Source organism: Streptomyces sp. NPDC053432, assembly GCF_055585365.1.
This window is the reverse complement of the sequence record NZ_JBVJKF010000012.1, coordinates 209411-234763: the sequence shown is the minus strand read 5'-3', so window position 1 is coordinate 234763 and position 25353 is coordinate 209411. Positions and strand designations below refer to the sequence as shown.

Genomic DNA, 25353 nt, shown 5'->3' with positions numbered 1-25353 from the left:
CTTCCCGGGCCCATGGTGTGGCCGCACCGTCGTGCCTCAGCGGGCTTCGGGGCTCCGCCCCGGCCCCCGGTCCTCGAACGCCGGAGGCACGTCCAGCCCGTCCGGCGTTCGAGAACCGGGGGTCCGGGGGCAGCGCCCCCGGCAGCGGCGCCGCGCACGCGTCAAGGGCGGCGGACATCGCGCCACGCGTCCGGAAGGGCCGCGGCCACGTCCTGGGCCAGGAGGGGGCCACCGCACAGGCGGGCCGCCAGGCCGTGGAGGTAGGCCGCCACCGAGCCGGCGTCCACCGCCGACAGGCCCCCCGCCAGGAGAGACCCGGCCAGTCCGGACAGCACGTCGCCGCTCCCCGCGGTGGCCAGCCACGGCGTCCCCGTCGGGTTCACCCGCACGGGCGAACCCCCGGCGGCCACCAGCGTCGTGGAGCCCTTCAGCAGCACCGCCGCCCCGTAACGCCCCGCCAGATCCCTTACGGCCCCCAGCCGTCCCGCCTCCACCGACTCCCGCGGGACCCCCAGCAGCGCCGCCGCCTCCCCCGCGTGCGGGGTCAGCAGCGTCGGGGCGGTCCGCGCCCGCAGCGCCGCCGCGTCCAGCCCGCGCAGCCCGTCCGCGTCGACCAGTACGGGCACGTCCTGCGCCAGCAGATCCGCGACCTCCCCGCCGCGCCCCTCCCCCAGCCCCGGCCCGACCACCCACGCCTGCACCCGGCCCCGCCCGATCAGCGTCTCCGGGAAGCGGGCCAGCACCGCGTCCGCGGCCGGCCCCACGTACCGCACCGCGCCCGCGCCGCCGCGCAGCGCACCCGCCACGGCCAGCACCGCCGCGCCCGGGTACTGCGCGGACCCGGCGACGATCCCGACGACGCCCCTGCGGTACTTGTCGCTCGACGCCGTCGGCACCGGCAGCAGCTCCGCCACGTCCGCGTGCTGCAGGGCCTCCGCGTCAGGCGGCGACGGCAGCTCCAGGCCGATGTCCACCAGCCGCACCGCGCCCGTCCGCGAGGCCCCGGGGTCGATCAGGAGGCCGGGCTTGTACGCCCCGAAGGTCACGGTGACGTCGGCCGTGACGGCCGCACCCGCCACCTCCCCGGAGTCGGCGTCGACCCCGCTCGGCAGGTCCACGGCCACCACCACCGCGCCCGCCGGGATCCGCTCGGCCAGCGCGGCCGCCGCCGGCCGCAGTCCGCCGCGCCCGCCGATGCCGACCAGTCCGTCCAGCACCAGGTCGGCCCGGGCCGGGACCTTCTCCCCGACCCGCCCCCCGGCCGCCCGCAGCGCCGCCAGGCCGCCCGTGTGCATCCGCGCCGGATCCATCGGCACCGCGGTCACCGAGGCGCCCCTCCGGGCCAGCCGCGCGCCCGCGTACAGCGCGTCACCGCCGTTGTCCCCGGCCCCGACGAGCAGCACCACCCGGGCCCCGTACACCCTCCCGAGCAGTCCCGCGCAGACGGCGGCCAGCCCGGCCGCCGCCCGCTGCATCAGGGCGCCTTCGGGCAGCCGGGCCATCAACTCCCGCTCGGCGCCCCGTACCGTCTCCACGCTGTAAGCACTACGCATGGATCAACCCTCGGCGATCACCACCGCGGAGGCCACCCCGGCGTCGTGGCTCAGCGAGATGTGCCACGACTTCACGCCCAGCTCCGCCGCCCGCGCCTGCACCGTACCCGTCACCCGCAGCCGGGGCCGCCCGCTGTCCTCCACGTACACCTCGGCGTCGGTCCACAGCAGACCGGCGGGCGCGCCCAGGGCCTTGGCCAGGGCCTCCTTCGCGGCGAACCGCGCGGCGAGCGAGGCGATCCCGCGCCGCTCGCCGCTCGGCAGGGTCAACTCGGAGTCGAGGAACAGGCGCTGCGCCATCCTCGGAGTCCGTTCCATGACCTCGCCGAACCGCTCGATCTCCGCCACGTCGATCCCGACGCCGATAATCACAACGAGAACCCCAACTACTCCACCGTCACCGACTTCGCGAGGTTACGCGGCTGGTCCACCTCGTTGCCACGCGCCGTCGCCAGTTCGCACGCGAAGACCTGCAGCGGCACCGTGGCCACCAGCGGCTGGAGCAGCGTCGGCGTCACCGGGATCCGGATCAGGTGGTCGGCGTACGGGACGACCGCCTCGTCGCCCTCCTCCGCGATCACGATGGTCCGCGCACCGCGCGCCCGGATCTCCTGGATGTTGGACACGATCTTGTCGTGGAGGACGGACCGGCCTCGCGGCGACGGGACGACCACCACCACCGGCAGGTCCTTCTCGATCAGCGCGATCGGCCCGTGCTTGAGCTCGCCCGCCGCGAAGCCCTCGGCGTGCATGTACGCCAGCTCCTTGAGCTTGAGCGCGCCCTCCAGCGCCACCGGGTAGCCCACGTGCCGGCCCAGGAACAGCACGGTGTCCTTGTCGGCGAGGGAGCGCGCGAGCTTCCGTACGGGCTCCATGGTCTCCAGCACGGTGTCCACGGCCGCGGCGATGTCCGACAGCTCCCGGACCACGGCGCGGATCTCGTCGCCCCACTTGGTGCCGCGCACCTGCCCGAGGTACAGCGCGACCAGGTAGCAGGCCACCAGCTGCGTCAGGAACGCCTTGGTCGAGGCGACGGCCACCTCGGGGCCTGCGTGCGTGTAGAGCACCGCGTCCGATTCGCGCGGGATCGTGGACCCGTTGGTGTTGCAGATGGCCAGCACCTTGGCGCCCTGTTCGCGTGCGTGCCGCAGCGCCATCAGGGTGTCCATGGTCTCGCCGGACTGGGAGATCGCGACGACCAGCGTCCGCTGGTCGAGGATCGGGTCGCGGTAGCGGAACTCGCTCGCCAGCTCCGTCTCGCACGGGACGCGCGTCCAGTGCTCGATGGCCAGCTTCGCGATCATGCCCGCGTGGTAGGCCGTACCGCACGCGACGATCACGACCTTGTCGACCTCCCGGAGCACCGACACGGGGATGCGCACCTCGTCCAGGCTCAGCGAGCCGCTCGCGTCGATCCTGCCCAGGAGGGTGTCGGCGACGGCCTTGGGCTGCTCGGCGATCTCCTTGAGCATGAAGTAGTCGTAGCCGCCCTTCTCGGCCGCCGAGGCGTCCCAGTCGACGTGGTACGCCCGCACGGTCGCGTCCGTACCGTCGAAGTTGGTCACCGTGACCCCTTCGCGGCGGAGCTCTACGACCTGGTCCTGACCCAGCTCGATCGCGGACCGGGTGTGGGCGATGAACGCGGCGACGTCCGAGGCGAGGAAGTTCTCGTCCTCGCCGACGCCCACCACCAGCGGGGAGTTGCGGCGGGCGCCGACGACCACGTCGGGCACGTCCGCGTGCACGGCGACGAGCGTGAACGCGCCCTCCAGCCGGCGGCACACCTGCCGCATGGCCTCGGCGAGGTCCCCGGTGGCCGAGAACCGCTCCGCCAGCAGGTGCGCGACGACCTCGGTGTCGGTCTCGGACTCCAGCCGGTGCCCGCGCTCGGCGAGTTCGGCACGGAGCAGGGCGAAGTTCTCGATGATGCCGTTGTGCACCACGGCGACGCGACCCGAATTGTCCAGGTGCGGGTGGGCATTGACGTCGGTGGGCCCGCCGTGGGTCGCCCACCGGGTGTGCCCGAGCCCCGTGGACCCGGCCGGGAGCGGGTGCCCGACCAGCTCCTTCTCCAGGTTGACCAGTTTTCCGGCCTTCTTGACGGACGCCAGTTCCCCGTCGGCGAGTACGGCGACCCCGGCCGAGTCGTAGCCGCGGTACTCCAGCCGCTTGAGTCCGGCGATGACCACATCGAGCGCCGACTGCGCTCCCACGTAACCCACAATTCCGCACATAGGCCGCAGCGTACGCCGTCCCGGGCCGTCCGCCCCGTACCCGAACAAGACGAAAACCCCGCTCCGGCGCATGCGCCGGAGCGGGGTTGACGGTCAGTCGGTCCGGGGGGCTCAGCCGAGCTTCTTGACCTGGGCGTCGACGACGGCCTTGGGCTGCTCGGCGGTGCCGGCCAGGCTCACCGCGGAGAACGTCGCCACGGTGCCGCCCTTGCGCACGACCACCAGCTGGGTGGTGATCTTCTGACCCTCGGAGTCGATCTCGACGGTCAGGGCCAGGGCCTCGTCACCGGCGGTGACGGCGGCACCGGGAGCGACCTTGGTGACCTTGCCGGTGTCGCCGTCCTGGATGGCGGAGTAGCCGCCGGCGCACTTCTGGCCCGCGGTCTTGACCGCGGCGAAGGCCTCCTCGGCGCCCTTGCCGTCGTACGAGGCGAGGGTCACGGCCGTGGCCGTGGAGCCGAGGGCACCCAGCAGGGCCTTCGCCTTGTCCACCTCCGAGAGGCCCTCGGCGCCCTTCGGCGTGGCGACGGCCTTGGTGCGCGCGGCCCCGGTGGGGGTGCCGACCGGGGCGAAGGACTGCGCCTGGACCAGCACCTTGCACTCGGGCTTGTCGCTGGTGGCGGTCGCGCCCGCCGCGGCCTCGGCGGGGCTGGCCGGCACGACCATGTGGCCCGGGAGGTCCGCCTGGGTGATCAGGACCTTGGCCAGGTCCGCGTCCGTCTTGCCCTTGGCGGCCGGGGCCGCCGAGGTCGCGGCGGCGGACGGCTTGGCGTCCGCCTTCTTGTCGTCCGCCTTGTCGGAGCCGCAGGCGGTGGCGAGCAGGGCCAGGGACACCGCGGACGCGGTCAGGACGGTACGACGGACAAGAGCGGTACGCACGAAGGATCTCCCCCAGAAATCATGAACAGAGAGCAGCATGAGCGGCGCCCGTCGGCAGGGCCGGGGCGCGCGCGAGAACTGCGGTGTCAGGCAATGTACCGGCAAAAGGATCACTCATCCGGATCATTTCGCGCATGCCTCCGATCGTGACCACGACGAGACCGCACGGCGACAGACCCGGTACCCGCCCCCGCACAACCCCCTGGCCGGGCCGCCCCCGGTCACGTGACCGACCACACCACCCACAACCGCCTCCGAGCCCCGACAATGGCGGTGTGATCACTTCGCCGCCACGAAGCACGCCCGACAGCGCGATGGAGCGCCCCGGCCAGGAGGGACAGCCCCTGCGCCCCGCCCACCATCGACGGGGCCCCGACGCCTCCCCGTACGTCGAACTCACCCGCGCCGAGTGGAGCGCCCTGCGCGAGCGGACGCCGCTGCCGCTGACCGCGGAGGAGGTGGAGCGGCTGCGCGGCCTCGGTGACGTCATCGACCTCGACGAGGTCCGCGACGTGTACCTGCCGCTCTCACGCCTGCTCAACCTCTACGTCGGCGCCACCAGCAACCTCCGCGGCACCCTGAACACCTTCCTCGGCGACGCGGGCAACGGCCACGGCGCGCAGACGGGCACCCCCTTCGTCATAGGGGTCGCCGGTTCGGTCGCCGTCGGGAAGTCGACGGTGGCCCGTCTGCTCCAGGCCCTGCTGGCCCGCTGGCCCGAGCACCCGCGCGTGGAGCTGGTCACCACCGACGGGTTCCTCTACCCGATGAAGGAGCTCCAGCGGCGCGGGCTCACCTCCCGCAAGGGCTTCCCCGAGTCCTACGACCGCCGCGCGCTCACCCGGTTCGTCGCCGACATCAAGGCCGGCAAGGACGAGGTGCGGGCCCCCGTCTACTCGCACCTGATCTACGACATCGTGCCGGGCGAGGAGCTCGTCGTACGCCGCCCCGACATCCTCATCGTGGAGGGCCTGAACGTGCTCCAGCCGGCCCTCCCCGGGACGGACGGCCGCACCCGCGTCGCCCTCGCCGACTACTTCGACTTCAGCGTGTACGTGGACGCGCGCCCCGAGGACATCGAGCGCTGGTACCTGGGCCGCTTCCGGAAGCTGCGCGAGACCGCCTTCCAGAACCCCTTCTCCTACTTCCGCAAGTACACGCAGGTCTCGGAGGAGGAGGCCATGGAGTACGCGCAGACGATGTGGCGCACCGTCAACAAGCCCAACCTGCTGGAGAACGTGGCTCCCACCCGGGGCCGCGCGACCCTGGTCGTACGCAAGGGGCCGGACCACAAGGTCCAGAAACTGAGTCTGCGCAAGCTCTAGCGCCCTGCGGCATCCGGGCGGTTAGGGTGCGCGAATGCTGCATGTGCGGATGATCACCCCGCCCCACCTCACCCAGCAGGTGGTGGACGCGATCGACGGGACGGTGGGAACCACCCATCTCGTCGTGCTGACCGGCGCGGCCCGCGACCCCGAGGGCGATCTCGTGCTGTGCGACGTCGCCCGCGAGGCGGCCGACGAGCTGCTGCAGGAGATGCGCTCCATCGGCATCGACGAGACCGGTGCGATCACCGTCGAGAACATCGACCTGTCGATCTCCCGGCGCGCCGACGAGGCGGAGGAGGAGGCGCCGGGCGAGGCGGCCGACGCGGTGGTCTGGGAGCAGCTCTCCGAGTCGACGCACGAGGAGTCGACCCTCACGATCACCTACTGCGTGTTCATGATCGTGGCGACGATGATCGCTGCCTGTGGCGTGGTCCTGGACAACGCGATCCTGATCGTGGGCGCCATGGCGGTCGGCCCGGAGTTCGGCCCCCTCGCCGGCGTCTGCACGGGCCTGGTGCAGCGCAGGCCCAGGCTCGCGGGGCGCTCGCTCTTCGCCCTGGTGGTCGGCTTCACCGCGGCGATCGTCGCGACGACGCTGTTCAGCCTGGTGATGAACGCGCTCGGCCTGTTCCACGAGGGGATGCTCGACGACCCCCGGCCGAACACCAGCTTCATCTGGCAGCCGGACCCGTTCTCCTTCGTCGTGGCGCTGCTCGCCGGGGTGGCCGGCATGCTGTCGCTGACCTCGGCGAAGGCCGGCGCCCTGGTGGGCGTGGCGATCTCCGTGACCACCGTCCCCGCGGGCGCCAACGCGGCCGTGGCGCTCAGCTACGGGGACCTGGCACAGATGTGGGGCTCGGGCATCCAGCTGGCGGTCAACCTGGGCGGCATCATCCTGTCGGGCACGCTCACCCTCGTCGCCTGGAAAGTGCTGTGGCGCACCCAGCACCGCCGGATGGTCCGGAGGCCGGGTGCGCCACGGGGCACGCAGGGGGCGGGCGGGGCGTCCTAGCCCAGCGCCGACTTCACGACGTCGGCGAGCCGGCCGGCCACCGCGCGGGCCTGCTCGATGTCCGCGGCCTCGACCATCACCCGTACGAGGGGCTCGGTGCCCGACGGGCGCAGCAGCACCCGCCCGGTGCTGCCCAGCTCGCGCTCGGCGTCGGTCACCGCCGCGGCCAGCTCGGCCGAGGTCGTGACCCGGGACTTGTCCACGTCGGGGACGTTGATCAGCACCTGCGGCAGCCGCTCCATGACCCCGGCGAGCTCCGCCAGGGACTTGCCGGTGGCCGAGACCCGCGCCGCGAGCAGCAGCCCGGTCAGCGTGCCGTCGCCGGTGGTCGCGTGGTCGAGGATGATCACGTGGCCGGACTGCTCGCCGCCGAGCGCGTAGCCGTGCTCCTTCATGGCCTCCAGCACGTACCGGTCGCCGACCCCGGTCTGTACGACCTGGATGCCCGCGCCCTCCATGGCCAGCTTGAAGCCGAGGTTGGACATGACGGTGCCGACCACGGTGTTCTCGCGCAGCTGCCCCGCCTCGCGCATGGCCAGGGCCAGCACCGCGAGGATCTGGTCGCCGTCGACCTCGGTGCCGGTGCCGTCCACGGCCAGGCAGCGGTCGGCGTCACCGTCGTGCGCGATGCCGAAGTCGGCGCCGTGCTCGACGACGGCCGCCTTGAGCAGGTCGAGGTGGGTGGAACCGCAGCCCTCGTTGATGTTGAGGCCGTCCGGCTCGGCGCCGATCGTGACGATCTCCGCGCCGGCCCGGGCGAAGGCCTCGGGCGAGACGTAGGAGGCCGCCCCGTGCGCCTCGTCCAGGACGACCTTCAGGCCGTCGAGGCGGTTGGGCAGGGCGCCGATCAGGTGGGCGACGTACTTCTCGAAGCCCTCGTTGTAGTCGGAGACCCGGCCGACACCGGCGCCCGTGGGCCGGTCCCAGGGAGCGCCGGTGCGGTGCTCCTCGTAGACGGCCTCGATACGGTCCTCCAGCTCGTCCGCGAGCTTGTGACCGCCGCGCGCGAAGAACTTGATGCCGTTGTCGGGCATGGCGTTGTGGCTGGCGGAGAGCATCACGCCGAGGTCGGCACCCAGCGCACCGGTGAGATACGCCACCGCCGGGGTGGGCAGCACACCGACGCGCAGGACGTCCACGCCCGCGCTCGCGAGGCCCGCGACGACCGCGGCCTCCAGGAATTCGCCGGAGGCCCGGGGGTCCCGGCCGACGACCGCGGTCGCCCGGTGACCCGCGAAGGTCCCCGCCTCGGCCAGTACGTGGGCAGCCGCGACGGAGAGACCGAGCGCGAGCTCAGCCGTCAGATCCGCGTTGGCGACGCCGCGTACACCATCCGTCCCGAAGAGTCGTCCCACTGTTGTCCTCCCGAGTTTCCGCTTCGCATGTGACCGGTTGTGACAGGTATTTGCCGCTTGTGGCGGTAAACGAACCGCCCCGGCAGCACGGAGAGTGCTGCCGGGGCGGTTTCGTTGCTGAACAGCAGGCGCAGATTAACGCTTGCTGTACTGCGGAGCCTTACGGGCCTTCTTGAGACCGGCCTTCTTGCGCTCGACCGCACGGTCGTCGCGGGAGAGGAAGCCGGCCTTCTTCAGCGCCGGGCGGTTGTTGTCCACGTCCGCCTCGTTCAGCGCACGGGCCACGCCGAGGCGCAGGGCGCCGGCCTGGCCGGAGACGCCGCCACCCGAGATGCGGGCGATGACGTCGTAACGGCCGTCGAGCTCCAGGAGCTTGAAGGGCTCGTTGACTTCCTGCTGGTGCACCTTGTTGGGGAAGTAGTCCTCAAGGGTGCGACCGTTGATCTTCCACTTGCCGGTGCCCGGAACGATCCGGACGCGGGCGATGGCGTTCTTGCGACGGCCCAGGCCGGCGGCCGGCTGGGGGTCACCGAAGCGACCGGCAAGGGACTCGGAGGTGTAGTCGCCCTCGACGACGACCTCGGACTCGGTGGTGTACTCCTCGACGCCCTCGAACTCGTCGACGGGGGTCTCGGCGGTGGTCTCGGCCACGATGCTCCTCAGAATTTTCTACGTCTTAGGGGGTGGCCGGAACTACTGCGCGACCTGGGTGATCTCGAACGGCACCGGCTGCTGCGCAGCGTGCGGGTGCTGGTCGCCCGAGTAGACCTTCAGCTTCGAGAGCATCTGACGGCCCAGGGTGTTCTTGGGGAGCATGCCCTTGACGGCCTTCTCGACGGCCTTCTCCGGGTTGTCGCGGAGCAGGTCGTCGTAACGCACGGAGCGGAGACCACCCGGGAAGCCGGAGTGGCGGTACGCCATCTTCTGGGACGCCTTGTTGCCGGACAGGTGGACCTTGTCGGCGTTGATGACGATGACGAAGTCGCCCATGTCCATGTGGGGGGCGTAGGTCGGCTTGTGCTTGCCCTTGAGGAGGGCAGCGGCCTGGGTCGCCAGACGGCCGAGGACAACGTCCTGGGCGTCGATGACGAGCCACTGGCGCGAGATGTCGCCGGGCTTGGGGCTGAACGTACGCACGCGTATGCCTTCGCTTCTTCAGTGGTGGGTCATCCCGTAGGGCACGAGCCCCTCGGGAAGGGTCCTGACAGGGTCACCACGGACGATCACGACAGCCCTCGTTCACATCGGGGACGCACCCGAGTGAAAACCGCTGGTCATCGGTCCGGTGGACCGGCGTAAGGCCCTTTCACGTGAGAATGAGAAAGCCAATACGCATAACAAACCAGCAGAATACCCAAGCAGACCCGTACGGGTCAAAACGCGGTCCGCGATGCCGGTTCAGCTGGCTTCGCGGCGCACTCCGGTTCGGTCCTGGGTGGGGACCCCGCAGTTGTTACGGGCTCCAGAATAACCCGGCGGGGGCGCAGCGCACGACGCGCCAGCAGAAACGCGAGCCCGCAGAGGGTGGCGCAGTCCTTGAAGGCGCGCCGCTTGTGGGCCAGCTCGGAGGGCCACGGGATCAGCGCCACCTGGGGCGTCAGGGCCAGCCAGAACCAGGGCGAGCGGGGCATCGAGCCCTCCCGCACCGCCGAGGCCAGCAGCAGCGGCAGCACCACCAGCAGGTAGTGGTCGAAGGAGGGACGGGAGACCAGGAATGCGGCGAGCATCACCATGCAGGCCGTCTCCACGAGCCGCAGCTCGCCCCCGTCGGCACCGTCCGGCCGCCGCCACCGCACCCAGGCGGCCCACAGCCCCGCCCCGGCCCCCGCGAAGGCGACCGCCACGGCCACCGGCTCCGGAACCCCCAGCCGCGGCAGCACCGCGATCGGAGAGGCGTCCCACGGCAGCGCGTACGCGTCCTGCCCGCCCAGCAGGAACGGCAGGGTCTTGGTGAAGAACAGCGACGGGCTCGGCATCAGCAGCGCCCCCGCCAGCGAGAGGCCCAGCGGCACCAGCACGGCCGCCGCCAGCCCCCGCCACTGCCGGGCGAGGAGGAACAGCACCCCGAGCGGCACCAGCATCGGCTTGCAGGCGATCGCCAGCCCGACCACCACCCCGGCCGCCCCCCACGTCCGGCGGCGCGCCAGCAGCAGGGCCACCGGCAGGGCCGCCGCCGAGATGGCCGTCCAGTTGCCGATCAGCACGAGGTTCACGTACGGCTTGTAGGCCAGGGCCAGGACCGCGAAGCCGACGACCGCGAACCGGGAGCGCAGCGGCACCGAGAACAGCCGCAGCGCGGCCAGCCAGCCGATCCCCAGCAGCCCCGACATCCCGACGGGCAGCACCCACCGCAGCACCGCCTGCGGCAGCAGCGCCTCCGGCACCGCCATCAGCACCGCGCTGGGGAGGTACAGGAACCGCTTGTCCTCGTACGGGGACCCGCCCTCCAGCAGCGTCTCGGCCGCCTTCACCACGAAGGCGTTGTCCGAGCCCCAGTTCTCCCGCAGGCTCGTGGAGACGCAGATCCCGAGCACCACGGCGAGCGAGACGAGCCGCCAGGGCAGGGAGGCCGGCCGCAGCAGCCAGTCCACCAGCCGGTTCCCGGAGTCCCGGAAGCGGGTGTCCCACTCCTTCAGCCAGATTCCGGGCCTCAACCCCACTGCGGTCTCTCCTAGCGCTTCCGCTCGACCCTGCGTTCGTCCCAGACGGGCTCCTGAGTCTCTCGTACCACCCCGTCCGACCCGAAGACCAGGTACCGGTCGAAAGTCCGGGCGAACCAGCGGTCGTGCGTGACGCACAGCACAGTGCCCTCGTACGCCTCCAGGCCGTCCTGCAGGGCCTCCGCGGACTCCAGGTCCAGGTTGTCCGTCGGCTCGTCCAGCAGCAGCGCCGTCGTGCCCGCCAGTTCCAGCAGCAGGATCTGGAAGCGCGCCTGCTGCCCGCCCGACAGCTTCTCGAAGGGCTGCTCGGCCTGGCGCTCCAGCTCGTAGCGGCGCAGGGCGCCCATCGCCTGGCCCAGCGGCTTGGCCGCCTCCGTCCACAGGATGTCCACGAGGGTCCGGCCGAAGAGCTCCGGGTGCGCGTGGGTCTGCGCGAAGTGGCCGGGAACCACCCGGGCGCCCAGCTTCCAGTCGCCGGTGTGCTTGACGTCCTCGCCGGCCAGCAGCCGCAGGAAGTGCGACTTGCCCGAGCCGTTCGAGCCGAGGACCGCCACCCGCTCCCCGTAGAAGACCTCCAGGGAGAACGGCTTCATCAGGCCGGTCAGCTCCAGGTTCTCCACGGTCAGCGCGCGCACACCGGTCCGGCCGCCCTTGAGCCGCATCTTGATGTCCTGCTCGCGCGGCGGCTCCGGCGGCGGGCCGGCCTCCTCGAACTTCTGGAAGCGGGTCTGCATCGCCCGGTAGCGCGAGGCCATGTCGGGGCTGGAGGCGGCCTGGTTGCGCAGCCGCAGCACCAGCGCCTTCAGCCGGGCGTGCTCCTCGTCCCAGCGCCGCTTGAGCTCCTCGAAGCGCGCGAAGCGCTCCTTGCGGGCCTCGTGGTACGTCCCGAAGCCCGCGCCGTGCACCCACACGTCGCTGCCCATCGGGCTCGCCTCCAGGCTGATGATCTTCTCAGCGGCCTGGGTGAGCAGTTCCCGGTCGTGGGAGACGAAGAGCACCGTCTTGCGGGTGGCCTTCAGCTGCTCCTCCAGCCACCGCTTGCCGGGGACGTCGAGGTAGTTGTCCGGCTCGTCGAGGAGCAGCACCTCGTCGGGGCCGCGCAGCAGCGCCTCCAGGACGAGCCGCTTCTGCTCACCGCCCGACAGCGTGCGCACCTCACGGAACTGCGCCCGGTCGTACGGGACGTCCAGCGCGGCCATGGTGCAGACGTCCCACAGGGTCTCCGCCTCGTAGCCCTGCACGTCGGCCCAGTCGCTCAGCGCCTGCGCGTAGGCCATCTGCGCGGCCTCGTCGTCGACCGTGAGGATCAGCTGCTCGGCCCGGTCCACGGCCTTCGCGGCCTCCCGGATCCGCGGCTGGGCCACCGAGACCAGCAGGTCGCGCACGGTCGTCTCGTCCCGGACGGAGCCCACGAACTGCGACATCACCCCGAGGCCGCCGCTGATGGTGACCCCGCCGCCGTGCGGCTGGAGCTCCCCGGAGATCAGCTTGAGCAGGGTGGTCTTGCCGGCGCCGTTAGCCCCCACCAGGGCCACCACCGACCCCTCCCCCACGCGGAAGGAGACGTCGGGGAGCAGGACCCGCCCGTCGGGAAGGTAGTACTCCAGGTGGCTGGCTTCGAGATGTCCCATGCGGGGCATTGTCCCGGTCGGGCCGGGCCGCACTCAAACGGGTTGCTCAGCAGCAGCCCTTGCCCGGCAGGGTCCGCATGTTGCGCGCCTCCTTGCTGCGGGCCGCGAGCAGCTCGTCCGCCGGGTAGCCGACCTCCTCCAGGGTCAGGCCGTGCGGCTTGACCACGTGCACGGAGGAATCGCGTACGGCCGCGGCCAGCACCTGTCCGGGCCACTCCACGGGCCGGTGCCCGTCGCCGACGTGCAGCAGGGCCCCCACGAGCGAGCGCACCATGTTGTGGCAGAAGGCGTCGGCGCGGACGGTCGCGGTGACGATCCCGTCCTCGGCGCGCTCCCAGCTGAGCTGCTGGAGCGTACGGATCGTCGTGGCGCCCTCGCGCTTCTTGCAGTACGCGGCGAAGTCGTGCTCGCCGAGCAGCGGGGCGGCCGCGCGGTTCATGGCGTCCACGTCCAGCGGCCACTGGTGCCACAGCACGTGCCCGCGGCGCAGCGGGTCGACCCCGCCCTGGTGGTCGCCGACGCGATAGGCGTAGCGGCGCCAGACGGCCGAGAAGCGGGCGTTGAAGCCCTCGGGGGCCTCGGCGACCTTCCACACCCGGATGTCGTGCGGCAGGCGGCCGGCGAGGCGGCGCAGCAGCTTGTCGTGGTGCTCGGCCCACACCTCGTCGGCGATGTCGAACTGGGCGACCTGTCCGCGGGCGTGCACGCCCGCGTCCGTGCGCCCGGCCACGGTCAGCTCGACCGGGTCCTTCAGCCGCATCACGGTCTGCAGGGCGCTCTCCAGCTCGCCCTGGACGGTGCGCAGCGTGCGCTGCTTCGCCCAGCCCGAGAAGTCCTTGCCGTCGTACGACAGGTCCAGCCGCACCCGGACGTGCCCGGGCTCCACCTCGTCACTCACGTGACCGATCCTCTCAGAGATGCAGAACGGGCCCGCCCCGGAAAGGGGGCGGGCCCGTTCAGAGCCTTGTCAGCGTGATCCCGGGAAGGGATCAGGCCTCCTTGGTCTCCTCGGCGGCGGGAGCCTCGGCGGCCTCCGCCTCCTTCACGGCGCGCTTGGTGGCGGCCTCGGCCTCACCAGTGGCCTGCTGGGCGACCGTCAGGGCCTCGACCAGCTCGATGACCGCCATCGGGGCGTTGTCGCCACGACGGTTGCCGATCTTGGTGATGCGCGTGTAACCACCGGGGCGGTTCTCGTAGCGCGGGGCGATCTCGGTGAACAGCGTGTGCACGATGCTCTTGTCCGTGATCGTCTGCAGCACCAGGCGACGGTTGTGGATGTCGCCCTTCTTGGCCTTGGTGACCAGACGCTCGGCGTAGGGACGCAGGCGGCGGGCCTTGGCCTCGGTGGTGGTGATGCGGCCGTGCTCGAAGAGCGCCTTCGCGAGGTTCGCGAGCAGGTGCTTCTCGTGCGCGGCGGAGCCGCCCAGGCGGGCACCCTTAGCGGGACGCGGCATTGTTACTCCTTCAAATCTGCACCGGCCGTGTCAGGTACCGGTGTCAGTTCCCCCGGGGCGGACGCCCCGGGAAAGATCTACGGGTGGTGCTCAGTACTGCTCGGTCTCGACGAAACCGGCGTCCGCGTCGTCGTCGGCGCCGAAGGCGTCGGCGGCGGCGGTCGGGTCGAATCCGGGCGGGCTGTCCTTGAGGGCCAGGCCCATGCCGGCCAGCTTCGCCTTGACCTCGTCGATCGACTTCGCACCGAAGTTGCGGATGTCGAGCAGGTCCGCCTCGGAGCGGGCGACGAGCTCACCCACGGAGTGGATGCCCTCGCGCTTGAGGCAGTTGTACGACCGAACGGTGAGCTCGAGCTCCTCGATCGGCAGCGCCAGGTCGGCGGCCAGGGCGGCGTCCGTCGGGGACGGGCCCATGTCGATGCCCTCGGCGTCGATGTTGAGCTCGCGCGCCAGACCGAACAGCTCGACCAGGGTCTTGCCGGCGGACGCCATGGCGTCACGCGGGCGCATGGCCTGCTTGGTCTCGACGTCGACGATGAGCTTGTCGAAGTCGGTGCGCTGCTCGACTCGGGTCGCCTCGACCTTGTAGGTGACCTTGAGGACCGGGCTGTAGATGGAGTCGACCGGGATGCGGCCGATCTCCTGGCCCAGCTGCTTGTTCTGGACGGCGGAGACGTAGCCGCGACCGCGCTCGACGGTCAGCTCCATCTCCAGCTTGCCCTTGCCGTTGAGCGTGGCGAGGACCAGGTCCGGGTTGTGCACCTCGACACCGGCCGGGGGCGCGATGTCGGCGGCGGTGACCAGGCCGGGGCCCTGCTTGCGCAGGTACATCACGACCGGCTCGTCGTGCTCCGAGGAGACGACCAGCTGCTTGATGTTCAGGATGATGTCGGTGACGTCTTCCTTCACACCCGGCACGGTCGTGAACTCGTGCAGGACGCCGTCCACGCGGATGCTGGTGACAGCGGCACCCGGGATCGAGGACAGCAGGGTACGGCGCAGGGAGTTACCGAGGGTGTAACCGAAGCCCGGCTCCAGCGGCTCGATCACGAACCGCGAGCGGTACTCGTCGACGACCTCTTCGGTCAGCGAAGGACGCTGAGCGATAAGCATGTCTGTGTTCCTTCATTCGTGGACGCCCACTATTTGACGCCCGACGGGACGCCGTACCGGAGTACGGCTACTGCAAGGGTACGGGCGGCACGGCCCCCGAAGGGGTCGTACCGCCCGGACACTCAAGAACGCAACTGTGCGTCCGCTGCGTCAGACGCGGCGGCGCTTCGGCGGGCGGCAGCCGTTGTGCGGGGTGGGGGTGACGTCCTGGATCGAGCCGACCTCGAGGCCGGTGGCCTGCAGGGAGCGGATCGCGGTCTCGCGGCCGGAGCCCGGACCCTTCACGAAGACGTCGACCTTGCGCATGCCGTGCTCCTGCGCGCGGCGGGCGGCCGACTCGGCGGCCATCTGCGCGGCGAAGGGGGTGGACTTGCGCGAGCCCTTGAAGCCGACATGGCCGGCGGAGGCCCAGGAGATCACGTTGCCGGACGGGTCCGTGATCGAAACGATGGTGTTGTTGAACGTGCTCTTGATGTGGGCGTGCCCGTGAGCGACGTTCTTCTTTTCCTTGCGGCGCACCTTCTTGGCAGCGCCCTGACGACCCTTGGGGGGCATCTAAATCTCCTACGGGAGGTGGTCGGTCCTACAGCGCAAGACCGCTGAACAGGACTACTTCTTGCCCGGCTTCTTCTTACCGGCGATCGCGCGACGCGGGCCCTTGCGGGTACGCGCGTTGGTGCTGGTGCGCTGACCGTGCACCGGGAGGCCGCGACGGTGGCGGATACCCTGGTAGCACTGGATCTCGATCTTGCGGCGGATGTCGCCCTGGATCTCGCGGCGGAGGTCACCCTCGGTACGGAGGTTGGCGTCCACGTACTCGCGGATCTTGACGAGGTCCTCTTCGGCCAGGTCACGAACGCGGGTGTTCGGGTTCACGCCGGTGGAGGCGAGGATCTCCTTGGACCGGGTGCGCCCGATACCGAAGACGTAGGTGAGTGCGATCTCCACGCGCTTTTCGCGCGGGATGTCAACACCGGAAACGCGTGCCATGCAATGGCTCCTGTGTGTTCGGGGGTCTTCCGCAGAACCGATCCCGACCGCCGACCACCCGATCGGGTGGTGGTACGTCCGGGTCCCCGGCCCCCGCCGGAGGTGCCGCCGGCCCTTGCAGGGCTGGGCGGGTTCTGCGTATGTACGTTTTTCTTACGTCGCGCGAAGAACTGCGGAAGGCAGGTCGGTCGGCGTGCGTCAGCCCTGGCGCTGCTTGTGGCGCAGGTTGTCGCAGATGACCATGACCCGGCCGTGACGGCGGATCACCTTGCACTTGTCGCAGATCTTCTTGACGCTCGGCTTGACCTTCATGTTGGTGAGGTTCTCCGGGTCAGTGCCACCACCCGCACCGGGACGGATGCCCAGGCAGGAGTGAGAGCAAGATCTACTTGTATCGGTAGACGATCCGGCCACGCGTCAGGTCGTACGGAGACAGCTCCACAACGACCCGGTCATCAGGGAGGATGCGGATGTAGTGCATACGCATCTTGCCGCTGATGTGCGCGAGGACCTTGTGACCGTTCTGGAGTTCCACCTTGAACATGGCGTTCGGGAGGGACTCGATCACGGTGCCCTCGATTTCGATGGCACCTTGCTTCTTGGCCACGCTTCGCCTTTCGAATCGGCTACCTTGATCGGCCTCGCGCTGCGCCATGCGGACATGGATGTGCACGAGAGCCGACGAGTCAGTCTACGTCAGGGCACCCAGAAAGACGAATCCGGAAAGTTTGCCCACGAGTCTAGATCATTAACCGAGGGGGTCCGGGGCCGTCGTGACCCCGTACTCCGCCAGCTTCGCCTTGCCGCAGTCCGGGCTGGTCAGGACGATGGGACCGTCCTCCGTCAGGGCGATGGAGTGCTCCCAGTGCGAGGACCAGGTGCCGTCCGTGGTGATGACCGTCCAGTCGTCGGCCAGTACCTCCGTCCGGGCGGTGCCCAGGGAGACCATCGGCTCGATCGCCAGGCAGAGGCCCGGGACCAGCTTGATCCCCTTGCCCCGCTTGCGCGAGACGTAGTTCAGCAGGTGGGGGTCCATGTGCATCTCGGACCCGATGCCGTGGCCGCCGTAGTCCTCGATGATCCCGAACTTGCCGAGGCTGTGCTCACCGGTGGAGGGGCGGGGCTGGCGCTTGATGTACGACTCGATCGCCTTGGAGATGTCCACGAGGCGGTTGCCGAGCTTCATGGCGGCGATACCGGCCCACATGGACTCCTCGGTCACCCGGGAGAGCTCGACCAGCTCCGGAGCGTGACCGGTGCCCACGAAGGCCGTGTAGGCGGCGTCCCCGTGCCAGCCGTCCACGATCGCGCCGGCGTCGATCGAGATGATGTCGCCGTCCTTGAGGACCGTCTTGTCGTCGGGGATGCCGTGGACGACGACCTCGTTGACCGAGGTGCAGATCGTCGCGGGGAAACCGCCGTAGCCCAGGAAGTTCGACTTGGCCCCGGCGTCGGCGATGACCTTGCGGGCCACCATGTCCAGATCCCGCGTCGTGGCGCCCGGCACGGCCGCCTCACGGGTCGCCGCGTGGATCGCCGCGACGACCAGCCCCGCCTCGCGCATCTTCGCGATCTGCTCGGGGGTCTTGATCTGGACCATGAAAAACGCCTTCCAGCTTCGGTACGGGTCTTCTCAACAGTACGGCCGCGATGCCCTGGGGACATCGCGGCCGAACCTGCACAACAGGGGTACTACTTCTTCAGGGCGTCCATGGCGCGCTGGGTGATCTCCTGCACCTCGCCGAGGGCGGAGATGGTGACCAGCAGGCCCTGCTCCTTGTAGTAGTCGATGATCGGCTCGGTCTGCGTGTGGTAGACCTCCAGCCGGTTGCGGACCGTCGACTCGGAGTCGTCGTCGCGCTGGTACAGCTCGCCGCCGCAGGTGTCGCAGACACCCTCGGTCTTCGGCGCCGCGTACGTGACGTGGAAGACGTGCGAGGAGTCGTTGCGGCAGATCCGGCGACCGGCGATGCGCTTGACGACCTCGTCCTCCTCGACCTCCAGGTCGAGAACGGCGTCCAGCTTCATGCCCTCGGCCTGCAGCATGACGTCGAGCGCCTCTGCCTGCGAGACGTTGCGGGGGAAGCCGTCGAGCAGGAAGCCGTTCTCGGCGTCCTTCTGCTCCATCCGGTCCTTGGCCATACCGATGGTGATCTCGTCGGGGACGAGGTCACCGGCGTCCATGAACGCCTTCGCGCGCCGGCCCAGCTCGGTGTTCTGGCTGATGTTGGCCCGGAACAGGTCGCCCGTGGAGATGTGCGGGATGGACAGGTTCTTGGCAAGGAACGCGGCCTGCGTTCCCTTGCCGGCACCGGGCGGTCCGACGAGGACGATTCGCATCAGCGGAGGAACCCTTCGTAATTACGCTGCTGGAGCTGGCTCTCGATCTGCTTCACGGTTTCCAGACCCACACCCACGATGATCAGGATGCTCGTTCCACCGAAGGGGAAGTTCTGGTTCGCTCCGAAGCCGGCCAACGCCATCGTCGGCACAAGAGCGATGAGACCCAGGTACAGCGACCCCGGCCAGGTGATCCGGTTGAGCACGTAGCTCAGGTACTCGGCAGTGGGTCGACCCGCACGGATACCCGGGATGAAGCCACCATACTTCTTCATGTTGTCTGCAACTTCCTCGGGGTTGAAGGAAATCGCCACGTAGAAGAACGCGAAGAAGACAATCAGGAGGAAATACGCCGCGATGTAGTACGGGTGGTCGCCCTTGACGAAGTGCTTCTGGATCCAGGTGGCCCAGCCCGCCTGGGATCCGCTGAACTGGACGATCAGCGCGGGGATGTAGAGCAGCGACGAGGCGAAGATGACGGGAATCACACCCGCCTGGTTCACCTTGAGCGGGATGTAGGTCGAAGTGCCGCCGTACGCGCGGCGACCGATCATGCGCTTCGCGTACTGGACCGGGATCCGGCGCTGGGCCTGCTCGACGAAGACCACCAGGGCCACCATCGCGAGGCCGACGAGGATCACGACACCGAACTCGACCCAGCCGTCGGCGATCTTGCCCTGGAGCTTGATCTGCCAGAGGGCGCCGATGAAGCCGGCGGCGATCGAGATGAACATGAGGATCGACATGCCGTTGCCGATGCCGCGGTCGGTGACGAGCTCACCGAGCCACATGACGACACAGGTACCGGCGGTCATCGTGATGACCATGACGATCGTGGTGAAGATGGACCGGTCCGGGACGATCTGGCTGGCGACCTGGCAGCCCTGGAACAGGGCGCCGGTGCGGGCGGTGGCGACGAGGCCGGTGCCCTGCAGGATCGCGAGTGCGACCGTCAGATAGCGCGTGTACTGCGTGATCTTCGCGGTGCCGGACTGTCCCTCTTTTTTGAGGTTCTCCAGCTTCGGGATGACCACGGTCAGCAGCTGCAGGATGATGCTCGCCGTGATGTACGGCATGATGCCGAGCGCAAAGATCGTGATCTGCAGCAGCGCGCCGCCGCTGAACATGTTGACGAGACCGAACAGGCCATTGCTGCTGCCTGCCTGGTCAACACAGATCTGTACGTTCTTGTAGCTCACGCCGGGTACCGGGATGTGGGACCCGAGCCGGAACAGCACGATGATGCCGAGCGTGAAGAGCAGCTTCTTGCGCAGGTCGGGCGTCTTGAACGCCCGGGCGAACGCGGTGAGCACGGTGCCTCCTGCGACCCCCGCGCTACTGCGTCAGAGGTGACGGTCTGAGGGATCGACGTATACGACAAAGCAAAGGTGCACGCCACCTTACCGGCGAGTGTGCCCCCCGTGGAACGACCAACCGGGGATGCCCCATATGTGAGGCATCCCCGGTCGGGTTTCGAGCTATTTAGTCACTTGATCGTCTTAGACGAGCTCGGTGACAGAGCCGCCGGCAGCGGCAATCTTCTCCTTGGCGGAGGCGGAAACGGCGTCAACCGAAACCGTCAGCGCCACGGAGATCTCGCCCTGGCCCAGGACCTTGACGAGGCTGTTCTTGCGAACCGCGCCCTTGGCGACCAGGTCGGCCACCGTGACCTCTCCACCCTCGGGGTAGAGGGCACCGAGCTTGTCCAGGTTGACGACCTGGAACTCGGTGCGGAACGGGTTCTTGAAGCCCTTCAGCTTCGGCAGGCGCATGTGGAGGGGCATCTGCCCACCCTCGAAGCGCTGCGGAACCTGGTAGCGGGCCTTCGTACCCTTGGTACCACGACCTGCCGTCTTACCCTTCGACGCCTCACCGCGACCCACACGGGTCTTCGCGGTCTTGGCACCGGGGGCGGGACGGAGGTTGTGAGCCTTCAGCGGGCTGTTCTCAGCCATGATTAGTCAACCTCCTCAACCGTCACGAGGTGGCGGACGGTGTGCACCATTCCGCGGAACTCGGGGCGGTCCTCCTTGACGACCACGTCGTTCAGGCGCTTGAGCCCGAGCGAACGCAGGGTGTCGCGGTGGTTCTGCTTGCTGCCGATGTACGACTTCGTCTGCGTGATCTTGAGGCGAGCCATTACGCGACACCCGCCCCGGCACGCGCACGAAGCAGAGCCGCGGGGGCGACGTCCTCGAGGGGCAGACCACGGCGAGCCGCGATCTCCTCGGGACGCTGCAGGCCCTTCAGGGCCTCCACGGTCGCGTGCACGATGTTGATCGCGTTGTCGGAGCCGAGCGACTTCGACAGGATGTCGTGAACGCCGGCGCACTCCAGAACGGCGCGCACCGGGCCACCGGCGATAACACCGGTACCGGGGGAAGCAGGCTTCAGCAGGACGACGCCCGCGGCCTTCTCACCCTGGATCGGGTGCGGGATGGTGCCCTGGATGCGGGGAACCTTGAAGAAGTTCTTCTTGGCTTCCTCGACACCCTTGGCGATGGCCGCGGGAACTTCCTTGGCCTTGCCGTAACCGACACCTACGGTGCCGTCACCGTCACCCACCACGACGAGCGCGGTGAAGCTGAAGCGACGACCACCCTTGACAACCTTGGCGACACGGTTGATCGCGACAACGCGCTCAACGTAAGCGGTCTTCTCGACGGCAGCACCGCCGTCGCGACCCTTCCGGTCCCGCCGCTCGCCGCCACCGGCACCGCTTCCGCGGCGCTGGGGTCCAGCCATTGGATTACCTCTCTCTGTTACGTCCGTGAGTCCCGGAACCGGGGCTTAGAACTTCAGCCCGGCTTCGCGGGCGGCGTCAGCCAGAGCGGCAATGCGCCCGGCGTATCGGTTGCCACCGCGGTCGAACACGACGGTCTCGACACCCGCAGCCTTGGCACGCTCGGCGACGAGCGCGCCGACAGCCTGGGCCTGGGCGCTCTTGTCGCCTTCGCCACCGCGGATCGAAGCGTCCAGGGTCGACGCGGACGCCAGGGTGTGGCCCTGGAGGTCGTCGATGACCTGAGCAACGATGTTGCGGTTGGAACGCGTCACGACGAGGCGCGGACGCTCCGCCGTACCCGAGACGTTCTTGCGGATGCGGATGTGGCGGCGAGCCTTGGCAGCGCGCTTGTACGCGTCGCCCTTGGCGATCTTCACACCGTATGCCATGGCTACTTACCAGCCTTTCCGACCTTGCGGCGGATGACCTCGCCGGCGTACTTGACACCCTTGGCCTTGTACGGGTCGGGCTTCCGCAGCTTGCGGATGTTGGCGGCGACCTCGCCGACCTTCTGCTTGTCGATGCCCTCGACCGAGAACTTGGTGGGCGACTCGACCTTGAACGAGATGCCCTCGGGCGCCTCGATCAGGATCGGGTGGCTGTAACCGAGCTGGAACTCCAGGTCGGAGCCCTTCGCGGCGACGCGGTAACCGACACCGCTGATCTCGAGAGCCTTGACGTATCCCGTGGTCACACCGGTGATCATGTTCGCCACCAGCGTGCGGGACAGGCCGTGCAGGGCCTTGTTCTGACGCTCGTCGTTCGGGCGGATGACGTTCAGGACGCCGTCCTCACCCTTGGCGACAGCGATGGGCGCAGCGACGGTGTGCGTGAGGGAGCCCTTGGGGCCCTTCACGACGACCGTACGGCCATCGATGGTGACGTCCACGCCGGCGGGAACCGGGATGGGGAGCTTGCCGATACGAGACATAGCTTTTCCTCCGTTCCCGACTACCAGACGTAGGCGAGGACTTCCCCACCCACGCCCTTCTTGCCTGCCTGCTGACCGGTCAGGAGACCGTGGGACGTGGAGATGATCGCCACGCCCAGGCCGCCGAGGACCTTCGGCAGGTTGGTGGACTTCGCGTACACGCGCAGACCGGGCTTCGAGATCCGCTTGATGCCCGCGATGGAGCGCTCACGGTTCGGCCCGAACTTCAGCTCGAGGACGAGGTTCTTGCCGACCTCGGCGTCCTCGACCTTCCAGCCGGTGATGAAACCCTCCTGCTTGAGGATCTCTGCGATGTGCGACTTGATCTTGCTGTGCGGCATCACGACGGAGTCGTGGTACGCCGAGTTAGCGTTACGCAGACGCGTGAGCATGTCTGCGATCGGGTCAGTCATGGTCATGAAGTGGCCTTCGGCCTCTCTCGCCGGGGTTTCCTGTATGCGCCATCCCTCTCCCCACTCAGTGGCGGGACGGGTGCGGTGCGGGGACCTACGGCGTAGTAAGTCGATAGGGCGGCGGACGCCCAACCCCACAAGCCTACGGCATGCGGGCAGGGCGGTCCGCCGACCTGATGCTTACCGAGAGCTTCCGGAAAACCTCAACGCCCAAAGGGCGGGAGGATTTACCAGGAGCTCTTGGTCACGCCCGGCAGCTCGCCACGGTGAGCCATCTCACGAAGGCAGACGCGGCAGAGGCCGAACTTGCGGTACACGGAGTGGGGACGACCGCAGCGCTGGCAGCGGGTGTACGCACGCACACCGAACTTGGGCTTGCGGGCAGCCTTCGCGATGAGAGCCTTCTTCGCCATCTCGCTTACGCCTCCTTGAAGGGGAAGCCGAGGTGACGGAGGAGCGCGCGGCCCTCAGCGTCGTTGGTCGCCGTGGTGACCACGGTGATGTCCATACCCCGGGTACGGTCGATCTTGTCCTGGTCGATCTCGTGGAACATGACCTGCTCCGTGAGACCGAAGGTGTAGTTGCCACGGCCGTCGAACTGCTTCGGCGACAGACCACGGAAGTCGCGGATACGCGGCAGCGCGAGCGACAGCGTACGGTCCAGGAACTCCCACATGCGGTCACCACGGAGGGTGACGTGGCAGCCGATCGGCTGACCCTCGCGCAGCTTGAACTGCGCGATGGACTTGCGGGCCTTCGTGACGGCCGGCTTCTGGCCGGTGATCGTCGTCAGGTCGCGGATGGCGCCGTCGATCAGCTTCGAGTCACGGGCGGCGTCGCCGACACCCATGTTCACGACGATCTTGACGAGGCCGGGGATCTGCATGACGTTCTCGTAGGAGAACTCCTCACGCAGCTTGCCCGCGATGTCCTCGCGGTACTTCGTCTTCAGACGCGGAGTGGTAGCCATCAGATGTCCTCACCCGTGCGCTTGGCAACGCGGATCTTGTTGCCTTCGTCGTCGAAGCGGTAACCGACGCGGGTGACGACCTTCTTGCCGTCCTTCTCCACGACCAGCTGCACGTTGCTCACGTGGACCGGGGCCTCGGTGATGACGATGCCACCGGCCTGGTTCTGCGCGGCCTTGGTGTGCTTCTTGACCCGGTTGACACCCTCGACGAGGACGCGGTTCTCAGCGGGGAAGGCAACGATGACCTTGCCCTGCTTGCCCTTGTCCTTACCGGTGATGACCTGGACCAGGTCGCCCTTCTTGATCTTCATGCTTACAGCACCTCCGGCGCGAGCGAGATGATCTTCATGAACTTCTTCTCGCGCAGCTCACGGCCCACGGGGCCGAAGATACGGGTGCCGCGAGGGTCGCCGTCGTTCTTCAGAATGACGGCGGCGTTCTCGTCGAAGCGGATGTACGAGCCGTCCTGGCGGCGGCGCTCCTTGACGGTGCGAACGATGACCGCCTTGACGACGTCACCCTTCTTCACGTTGCCACCGGGGATCGCATCCTTGACGGTGGCGACGATGACGTCACCGATGCCCGCGTAGCGGCGACCGGAGCCACCGAGAACACGGATGCAAAGGATCTCCTTGGCACCAGTGTTGTCGGCGACACGCAGTCGCGACTCCTGCTGGATCACGTCTATCTCCTGTTTGTCTGCCGGTTCCCGGCCGGGGCTTCACTGAAGCCCCGACCGAGCCTGGCGGAACTGACCTGAAGGGTTACCCCCTCAAGTAATTACTTGGCCTTCTCGAGGATCTCGACGATGCGCCAGCGCTTGCTCGCCGACAGCGGACGCGTCTCCATGATGAGGACGCGGTCGCCGACGCCGGCAGCGTTCTGCTCGTCGTGCGCCTTGAGCTTGTTCGTACGGCGGATGACCTTGCCGTACAGCGCGTGCTTGACGCGGTCCTCGACGGCGACGACGACGGTCTTGTCCATCTTGTCGCTGACGACCAGACCCTCACGGGTCTTGCGGAAGCCGCGCTCGGTCTTCTCAGTCACGTTCTCGCCCATCAGACGTTCTCCACCGTCTCGATACCGAGCTCACGCTCGTGCATCAGGGTGTAGATGCGAGCGATGTCCTTACGGACGGACTTGAGCCGGCCGTTGTTCTCCAGCTGGCCCGTGGCCGCCTGGAAGCGGAGCTTGAACAGCTCCTCCTTGGCCTCGCGCAGCTTGGCAACGAGCTCCTCGTTGCCGAGCTCGCGGAGCTCGGACGCCTTGGTACCGGCCGCCATCACGACTCACCTGCCTCGCGCTTGACGATCCGGCACTTCATCGGCAGCTTGTGGGCCGCACGAGTGAGGGCCTCACGCGCAATCTTCTCGTTCGGGTAGGACAGCTCGAACATGACCCGACCCGGGTGCACGTTCGCGATCCACCACTCCGGCGAACCCTTACCGGAACCCATGCGGGTTTCGGCCGGCTTCTTCGTGAGCGGGCGGTCCGGGTAGATGTTGATCCAGACCTTGCCGCCACGCTTGATGTGGCGGGTCATGGCGATACGAGCGGACTCGATCTGGCGGTTCGTCACGTAGGCGGGGGTAAGCGCCTGGATGCCGTACTCGCCGAACGTGACCTCAGTACCGCCCTTGGCCATACCGCTGCGCTTCGGGTGGTGCTGCTTGCGGTGCTTGACCCTACGAGGGATCAGCATGAC

Annotated in this window: 34 protein-coding genes; 2 read left to right on the top strand and 32 right to left on the bottom strand. The window is 68.8% G+C overall.

Annotated elements, in window-relative coordinates; translation table 11 throughout:
* Window positions 1–161: 161 nt before the first annotated feature.
* The 4 genes from ACZ6Y1_RS21705 to ACZ6Y1_RS21690 all read right to left on the bottom strand — a co-directional run bounded on the left by ACZ6Y1_RS21705 (window position 162) and on the right by ACZ6Y1_RS21690 (window position 4666).
* The gene (locus ACZ6Y1_RS21705) at window positions 162–1553 is read right to left on the bottom strand and encodes an NAD(P)H-hydrate dehydratase (protein ID WP_469631999.1); all 1392 of its coding nucleotides are present in this window, start codon (window positions 1551–1553) and stop codon (window positions 162–164) included.
* Window positions 1554–1556: 3 nt separating this feature from the next.
* Entirely contained in the window at window positions 1557–1925 is a 369-nt protein-coding gene (locus ACZ6Y1_RS21700) for a holo-ACP synthase (RefSeq protein WP_469631996.1), read from the bottom strand.
* 14 nt (window positions 1926–1939) lie between these two features.
* The gene (gene glmS, locus ACZ6Y1_RS21695; protein ID WP_469631993.1) at window positions 1940–3787 is read right to left on the bottom strand and encodes a glutamine--fructose-6-phosphate transaminase (isomerizing); all 1848 of its coding nucleotides are present in this window, start codon (window positions 3785–3787) and stop codon (window positions 1940–1942) included.
* Between the two features lie 111 nt (window positions 3788–3898).
* Window positions 3899–4666 (bottom strand): hypothetical protein, encoded by a 768-nt coding sequence (locus ACZ6Y1_RS21690; protein ID WP_469631990.1) that lies wholly within the window; start codon window positions 4664–4666, stop codon window positions 3899–3901.
* A gap of 275 nt (window positions 4667–4941) precedes the next feature.
* Between ACZ6Y1_RS21690 and coaA the strand changes: the two genes are divergently transcribed.
* Window positions 4942–5991 (top strand): type I pantothenate kinase, encoded by a 1050-nt coding sequence (gene coaA, locus ACZ6Y1_RS21685; protein ID WP_469631988.1) that lies wholly within the window; start codon window positions 4942–4944, stop codon window positions 5989–5991.
* A gap of 34 nt (window positions 5992–6025) precedes the next feature.
* The gene (locus ACZ6Y1_RS21680; RefSeq protein WP_469631985.1) at window positions 6026–7006 is read left to right on the top strand and encodes a DUF389 domain-containing protein; all 981 of its coding nucleotides are present in this window, start codon (window positions 6026–6028) and stop codon (window positions 7004–7006) included.
* Here ACZ6Y1_RS21680 and glmM read toward each other — a convergent pair.
* The 28 genes from glmM to rplP form a co-directional block, all read right to left on the bottom strand.
* Window positions 7003–8361, bottom strand: a complete 1359-nt coding sequence (gene glmM, locus ACZ6Y1_RS21675; protein WP_469631982.1) for a phosphoglucosamine mutase — start codon at window positions 8359–8361, stop codon at window positions 7003–7005. The two genes, ACZ6Y1_RS21680 and glmM, sit on opposite strands and share 4 nt — an antisense overlap.
* 135 nt (window positions 8362–8496) lie before the next feature.
* Window positions 8497–9012, bottom strand: coding sequence for a 30S ribosomal protein S9 (gene rpsI / locus ACZ6Y1_RS21670; RefSeq protein WP_030773858.1), 516 nt, complete (start codon window positions 9010–9012; stop codon window positions 8497–8499).
* Window positions 9013–9054: 42 nt separating this feature from the next.
* The gene (gene rplM / locus ACZ6Y1_RS21665; RefSeq protein ID WP_384585710.1) at window positions 9055–9498 is read right to left on the bottom strand and encodes a 50S ribosomal protein L13; all 444 of its coding nucleotides are present in this window, start codon (window positions 9496–9498) and stop codon (window positions 9055–9057) included.
* Between the two features lie 236 nt (window positions 9499–9734).
* Window positions 9735–11021 (bottom strand): glycosyltransferase family 87 protein, encoded by a 1287-nt coding sequence (locus tag ACZ6Y1_RS21660; protein ID WP_469631977.1) that lies wholly within the window; start codon window positions 11019–11021, stop codon window positions 9735–9737.
* A gap of 11 nt (window positions 11022–11032) precedes the next feature.
* Window positions 11033–12652, bottom strand: coding sequence for an ABC-F family ATP-binding cassette domain-containing protein (locus ACZ6Y1_RS21655; protein ID WP_469631975.1), 1620 nt, complete (start codon window positions 12650–12652; stop codon window positions 11033–11035).
* Window positions 12653–12698: 46 nt separating this feature from the next.
* Complete coding sequence (gene truA, locus ACZ6Y1_RS21650) at window positions 12699–13550, bottom strand: tRNA pseudouridine(38-40) synthase TruA (protein WP_469631972.1); 852 nt, start codon at window positions 13548–13550, stop codon at window positions 12699–12701.
* Between the two features lie 91 nt (window positions 13551–13641).
* Window positions 13642–14106 (bottom strand): 50S ribosomal protein L17, encoded by a 465-nt coding sequence (rplQ, locus tag ACZ6Y1_RS21645; RefSeq protein WP_215023458.1) that lies wholly within the window; start codon window positions 14104–14106, stop codon window positions 13642–13644.
* 90 nt (window positions 14107–14196) lie between these two features.
* A complete protein-coding gene (locus ACZ6Y1_RS21640; protein ID WP_007265920.1) occupies window positions 14197–15219 on the bottom strand; it encodes a DNA-directed RNA polymerase subunit alpha in 1023 nt (340 codons plus the stop codon).
* Between the two features lie 150 nt (window positions 15220–15369).
* Entirely contained in the window at window positions 15370–15774 is a 405-nt protein-coding gene (gene rpsK, locus ACZ6Y1_RS21635; protein WP_003956432.1) for a 30S ribosomal protein S11, read from the bottom strand.
* Between the two features lie 54 nt (window positions 15775–15828).
* Window positions 15829–16209: a 30S ribosomal protein S13 gene (rpsM, locus tag ACZ6Y1_RS21630; RefSeq protein WP_007265919.1), complete on the bottom strand. Its 381-nt coding sequence runs from the start codon at window positions 16207–16209 to the stop codon at window positions 15829–15831.
* A gap of 198 nt (window positions 16210–16407) precedes the next feature.
* Entirely contained in the window at window positions 16408–16521 is a 114-nt protein-coding gene (gene rpmJ / locus ACZ6Y1_RS21625; protein WP_003956441.1) for a 50S ribosomal protein L36, read from the bottom strand.
* Window positions 16522–16594: 73 nt separating this feature from the next.
* Window positions 16595–16816: a translation initiation factor IF-1 gene (gene infA / locus ACZ6Y1_RS21620; protein ID WP_003956442.1), complete on the bottom strand. Its 222-nt coding sequence runs from the start codon at window positions 16814–16816 to the stop codon at window positions 16595–16597.
* Window positions 16817–16957: 141 nt separating this feature from the next.
* Window positions 16958–17809: a type I methionyl aminopeptidase gene (gene map, locus ACZ6Y1_RS21615; RefSeq protein WP_469631969.1), complete on the bottom strand. Its 852-nt coding sequence runs from the start codon at window positions 17807–17809 to the stop codon at window positions 16958–16960.
* Between the two features lie 92 nt (window positions 17810–17901).
* Window positions 17902–18549: an adenylate kinase gene (locus ACZ6Y1_RS21610; RefSeq protein WP_469631964.1), complete on the bottom strand. Its 648-nt coding sequence runs from the start codon at window positions 18547–18549 to the stop codon at window positions 17902–17904.
* The gene (gene secY / locus ACZ6Y1_RS21605; RefSeq protein WP_403889535.1) at window positions 18549–19862 is read right to left on the bottom strand and encodes a preprotein translocase subunit SecY; all 1314 of its coding nucleotides are present in this window, start codon (window positions 19860–19862) and stop codon (window positions 18549–18551) included. Before secY ends, ACZ6Y1_RS21610 begins: the two co-directional genes overlap by 1 nt.
* A 186-nt stretch (window positions 19863–20048) precedes the next feature.
* A complete protein-coding gene (gene rplO, locus ACZ6Y1_RS21600; protein WP_042812339.1) occupies window positions 20049–20504 on the bottom strand; it encodes a 50S ribosomal protein L15 in 456 nt (151 codons plus the stop codon).
* A 2-nt stretch (window positions 20505–20506) separates the two neighbouring features.
* Entirely contained in the window at window positions 20507–20689 is a 183-nt protein-coding gene (gene rpmD / locus ACZ6Y1_RS21595; RefSeq protein WP_005313525.1) for a 50S ribosomal protein L30, read from the bottom strand.
* Entirely contained in the window at window positions 20689–21294 is a 606-nt protein-coding gene (gene rpsE, locus ACZ6Y1_RS21590; protein WP_469631960.1) for a 30S ribosomal protein S5, read from the bottom strand. Before rpsE ends, rpmD begins: the two co-directional genes overlap by 1 nt.
* A gap of 45 nt (window positions 21295–21339) precedes the next feature.
* Window positions 21340–21723 (bottom strand): 50S ribosomal protein L18, encoded by a 384-nt coding sequence (rplR, locus tag ACZ6Y1_RS21585; RefSeq protein WP_030026334.1) that lies wholly within the window; start codon window positions 21721–21723, stop codon window positions 21340–21342.
* A gap of 2 nt (window positions 21724–21725) precedes the next feature.
* Window positions 21726–22265: a 50S ribosomal protein L6 gene (rplF, locus tag ACZ6Y1_RS21580; protein WP_469631957.1), complete on the bottom strand. Its 540-nt coding sequence runs from the start codon at window positions 22263–22265 to the stop codon at window positions 21726–21728.
* 20 nt (window positions 22266–22285) lie between these two features.
* Window positions 22286–22684: a 30S ribosomal protein S8 gene (gene rpsH / locus ACZ6Y1_RS21575; RefSeq protein WP_008739698.1), complete on the bottom strand. Its 399-nt coding sequence runs from the start codon at window positions 22682–22684 to the stop codon at window positions 22286–22288.
* A gap of 221 nt (window positions 22685–22905) precedes the next feature.
* On the bottom strand, window positions 22906–23091 hold the full coding sequence (locus tag ACZ6Y1_RS21570) for a type Z 30S ribosomal protein S14 (RefSeq protein ID WP_003956452.1): 186 nt from the start codon (window positions 23089–23091) through the stop codon (window positions 22906–22908).
* A 5-nt stretch (window positions 23092–23096) separates the two neighbouring features.
* Window positions 23097–23648, bottom strand: a complete 552-nt coding sequence (rplE, locus tag ACZ6Y1_RS21565; protein ID WP_030154702.1) for a 50S ribosomal protein L5 — start codon at window positions 23646–23648, stop codon at window positions 23097–23099.
* Complete coding sequence (gene rplX, locus ACZ6Y1_RS21560; RefSeq protein ID WP_150258782.1) at window positions 23648–23959, bottom strand: 50S ribosomal protein L24; 312 nt, start codon at window positions 23957–23959, stop codon at window positions 23648–23650. The genes rplE and rplX overlap by 1 nt, the downstream gene beginning before the upstream one ends.
* 2 nt (window positions 23960–23961) lie before the next feature.
* Window positions 23962–24330, bottom strand: a complete 369-nt coding sequence (rplN, locus tag ACZ6Y1_RS21555; RefSeq protein ID WP_003956455.1) for a 50S ribosomal protein L14 — start codon at window positions 24328–24330, stop codon at window positions 23962–23964.
* Window positions 24331–24428: 98 nt separating this feature from the next.
* Window positions 24429–24710 carry a 30S ribosomal protein S17 gene (gene rpsQ / locus ACZ6Y1_RS21550; protein ID WP_403889653.1) on the bottom strand — a complete coding sequence of 94 codons (282 nt, stop codon included), beginning with the start codon at window positions 24708–24710 and terminating at the stop codon, window positions 24429–24431.
* Complete coding sequence (gene rpmC / locus ACZ6Y1_RS21545; RefSeq protein ID WP_403889543.1) at window positions 24707–24931, bottom strand: 50S ribosomal protein L29; 225 nt, start codon at window positions 24929–24931, stop codon at window positions 24707–24709. The genes rpsQ and rpmC overlap by 4 nt, the downstream gene beginning before the upstream one ends.
* Window positions 24931–25350 carry a 50S ribosomal protein L16 gene (gene rplP / locus ACZ6Y1_RS21540; RefSeq protein WP_384585733.1) on the bottom strand — a complete coding sequence of 140 codons (420 nt, stop codon included), beginning with the start codon at window positions 25348–25350 and terminating at the stop codon, window positions 24931–24933. The genes rpmC and rplP overlap by 1 nt, the downstream gene beginning before the upstream one ends.
* Window positions 25351–25353 lie beyond the last annotated feature (3 nt).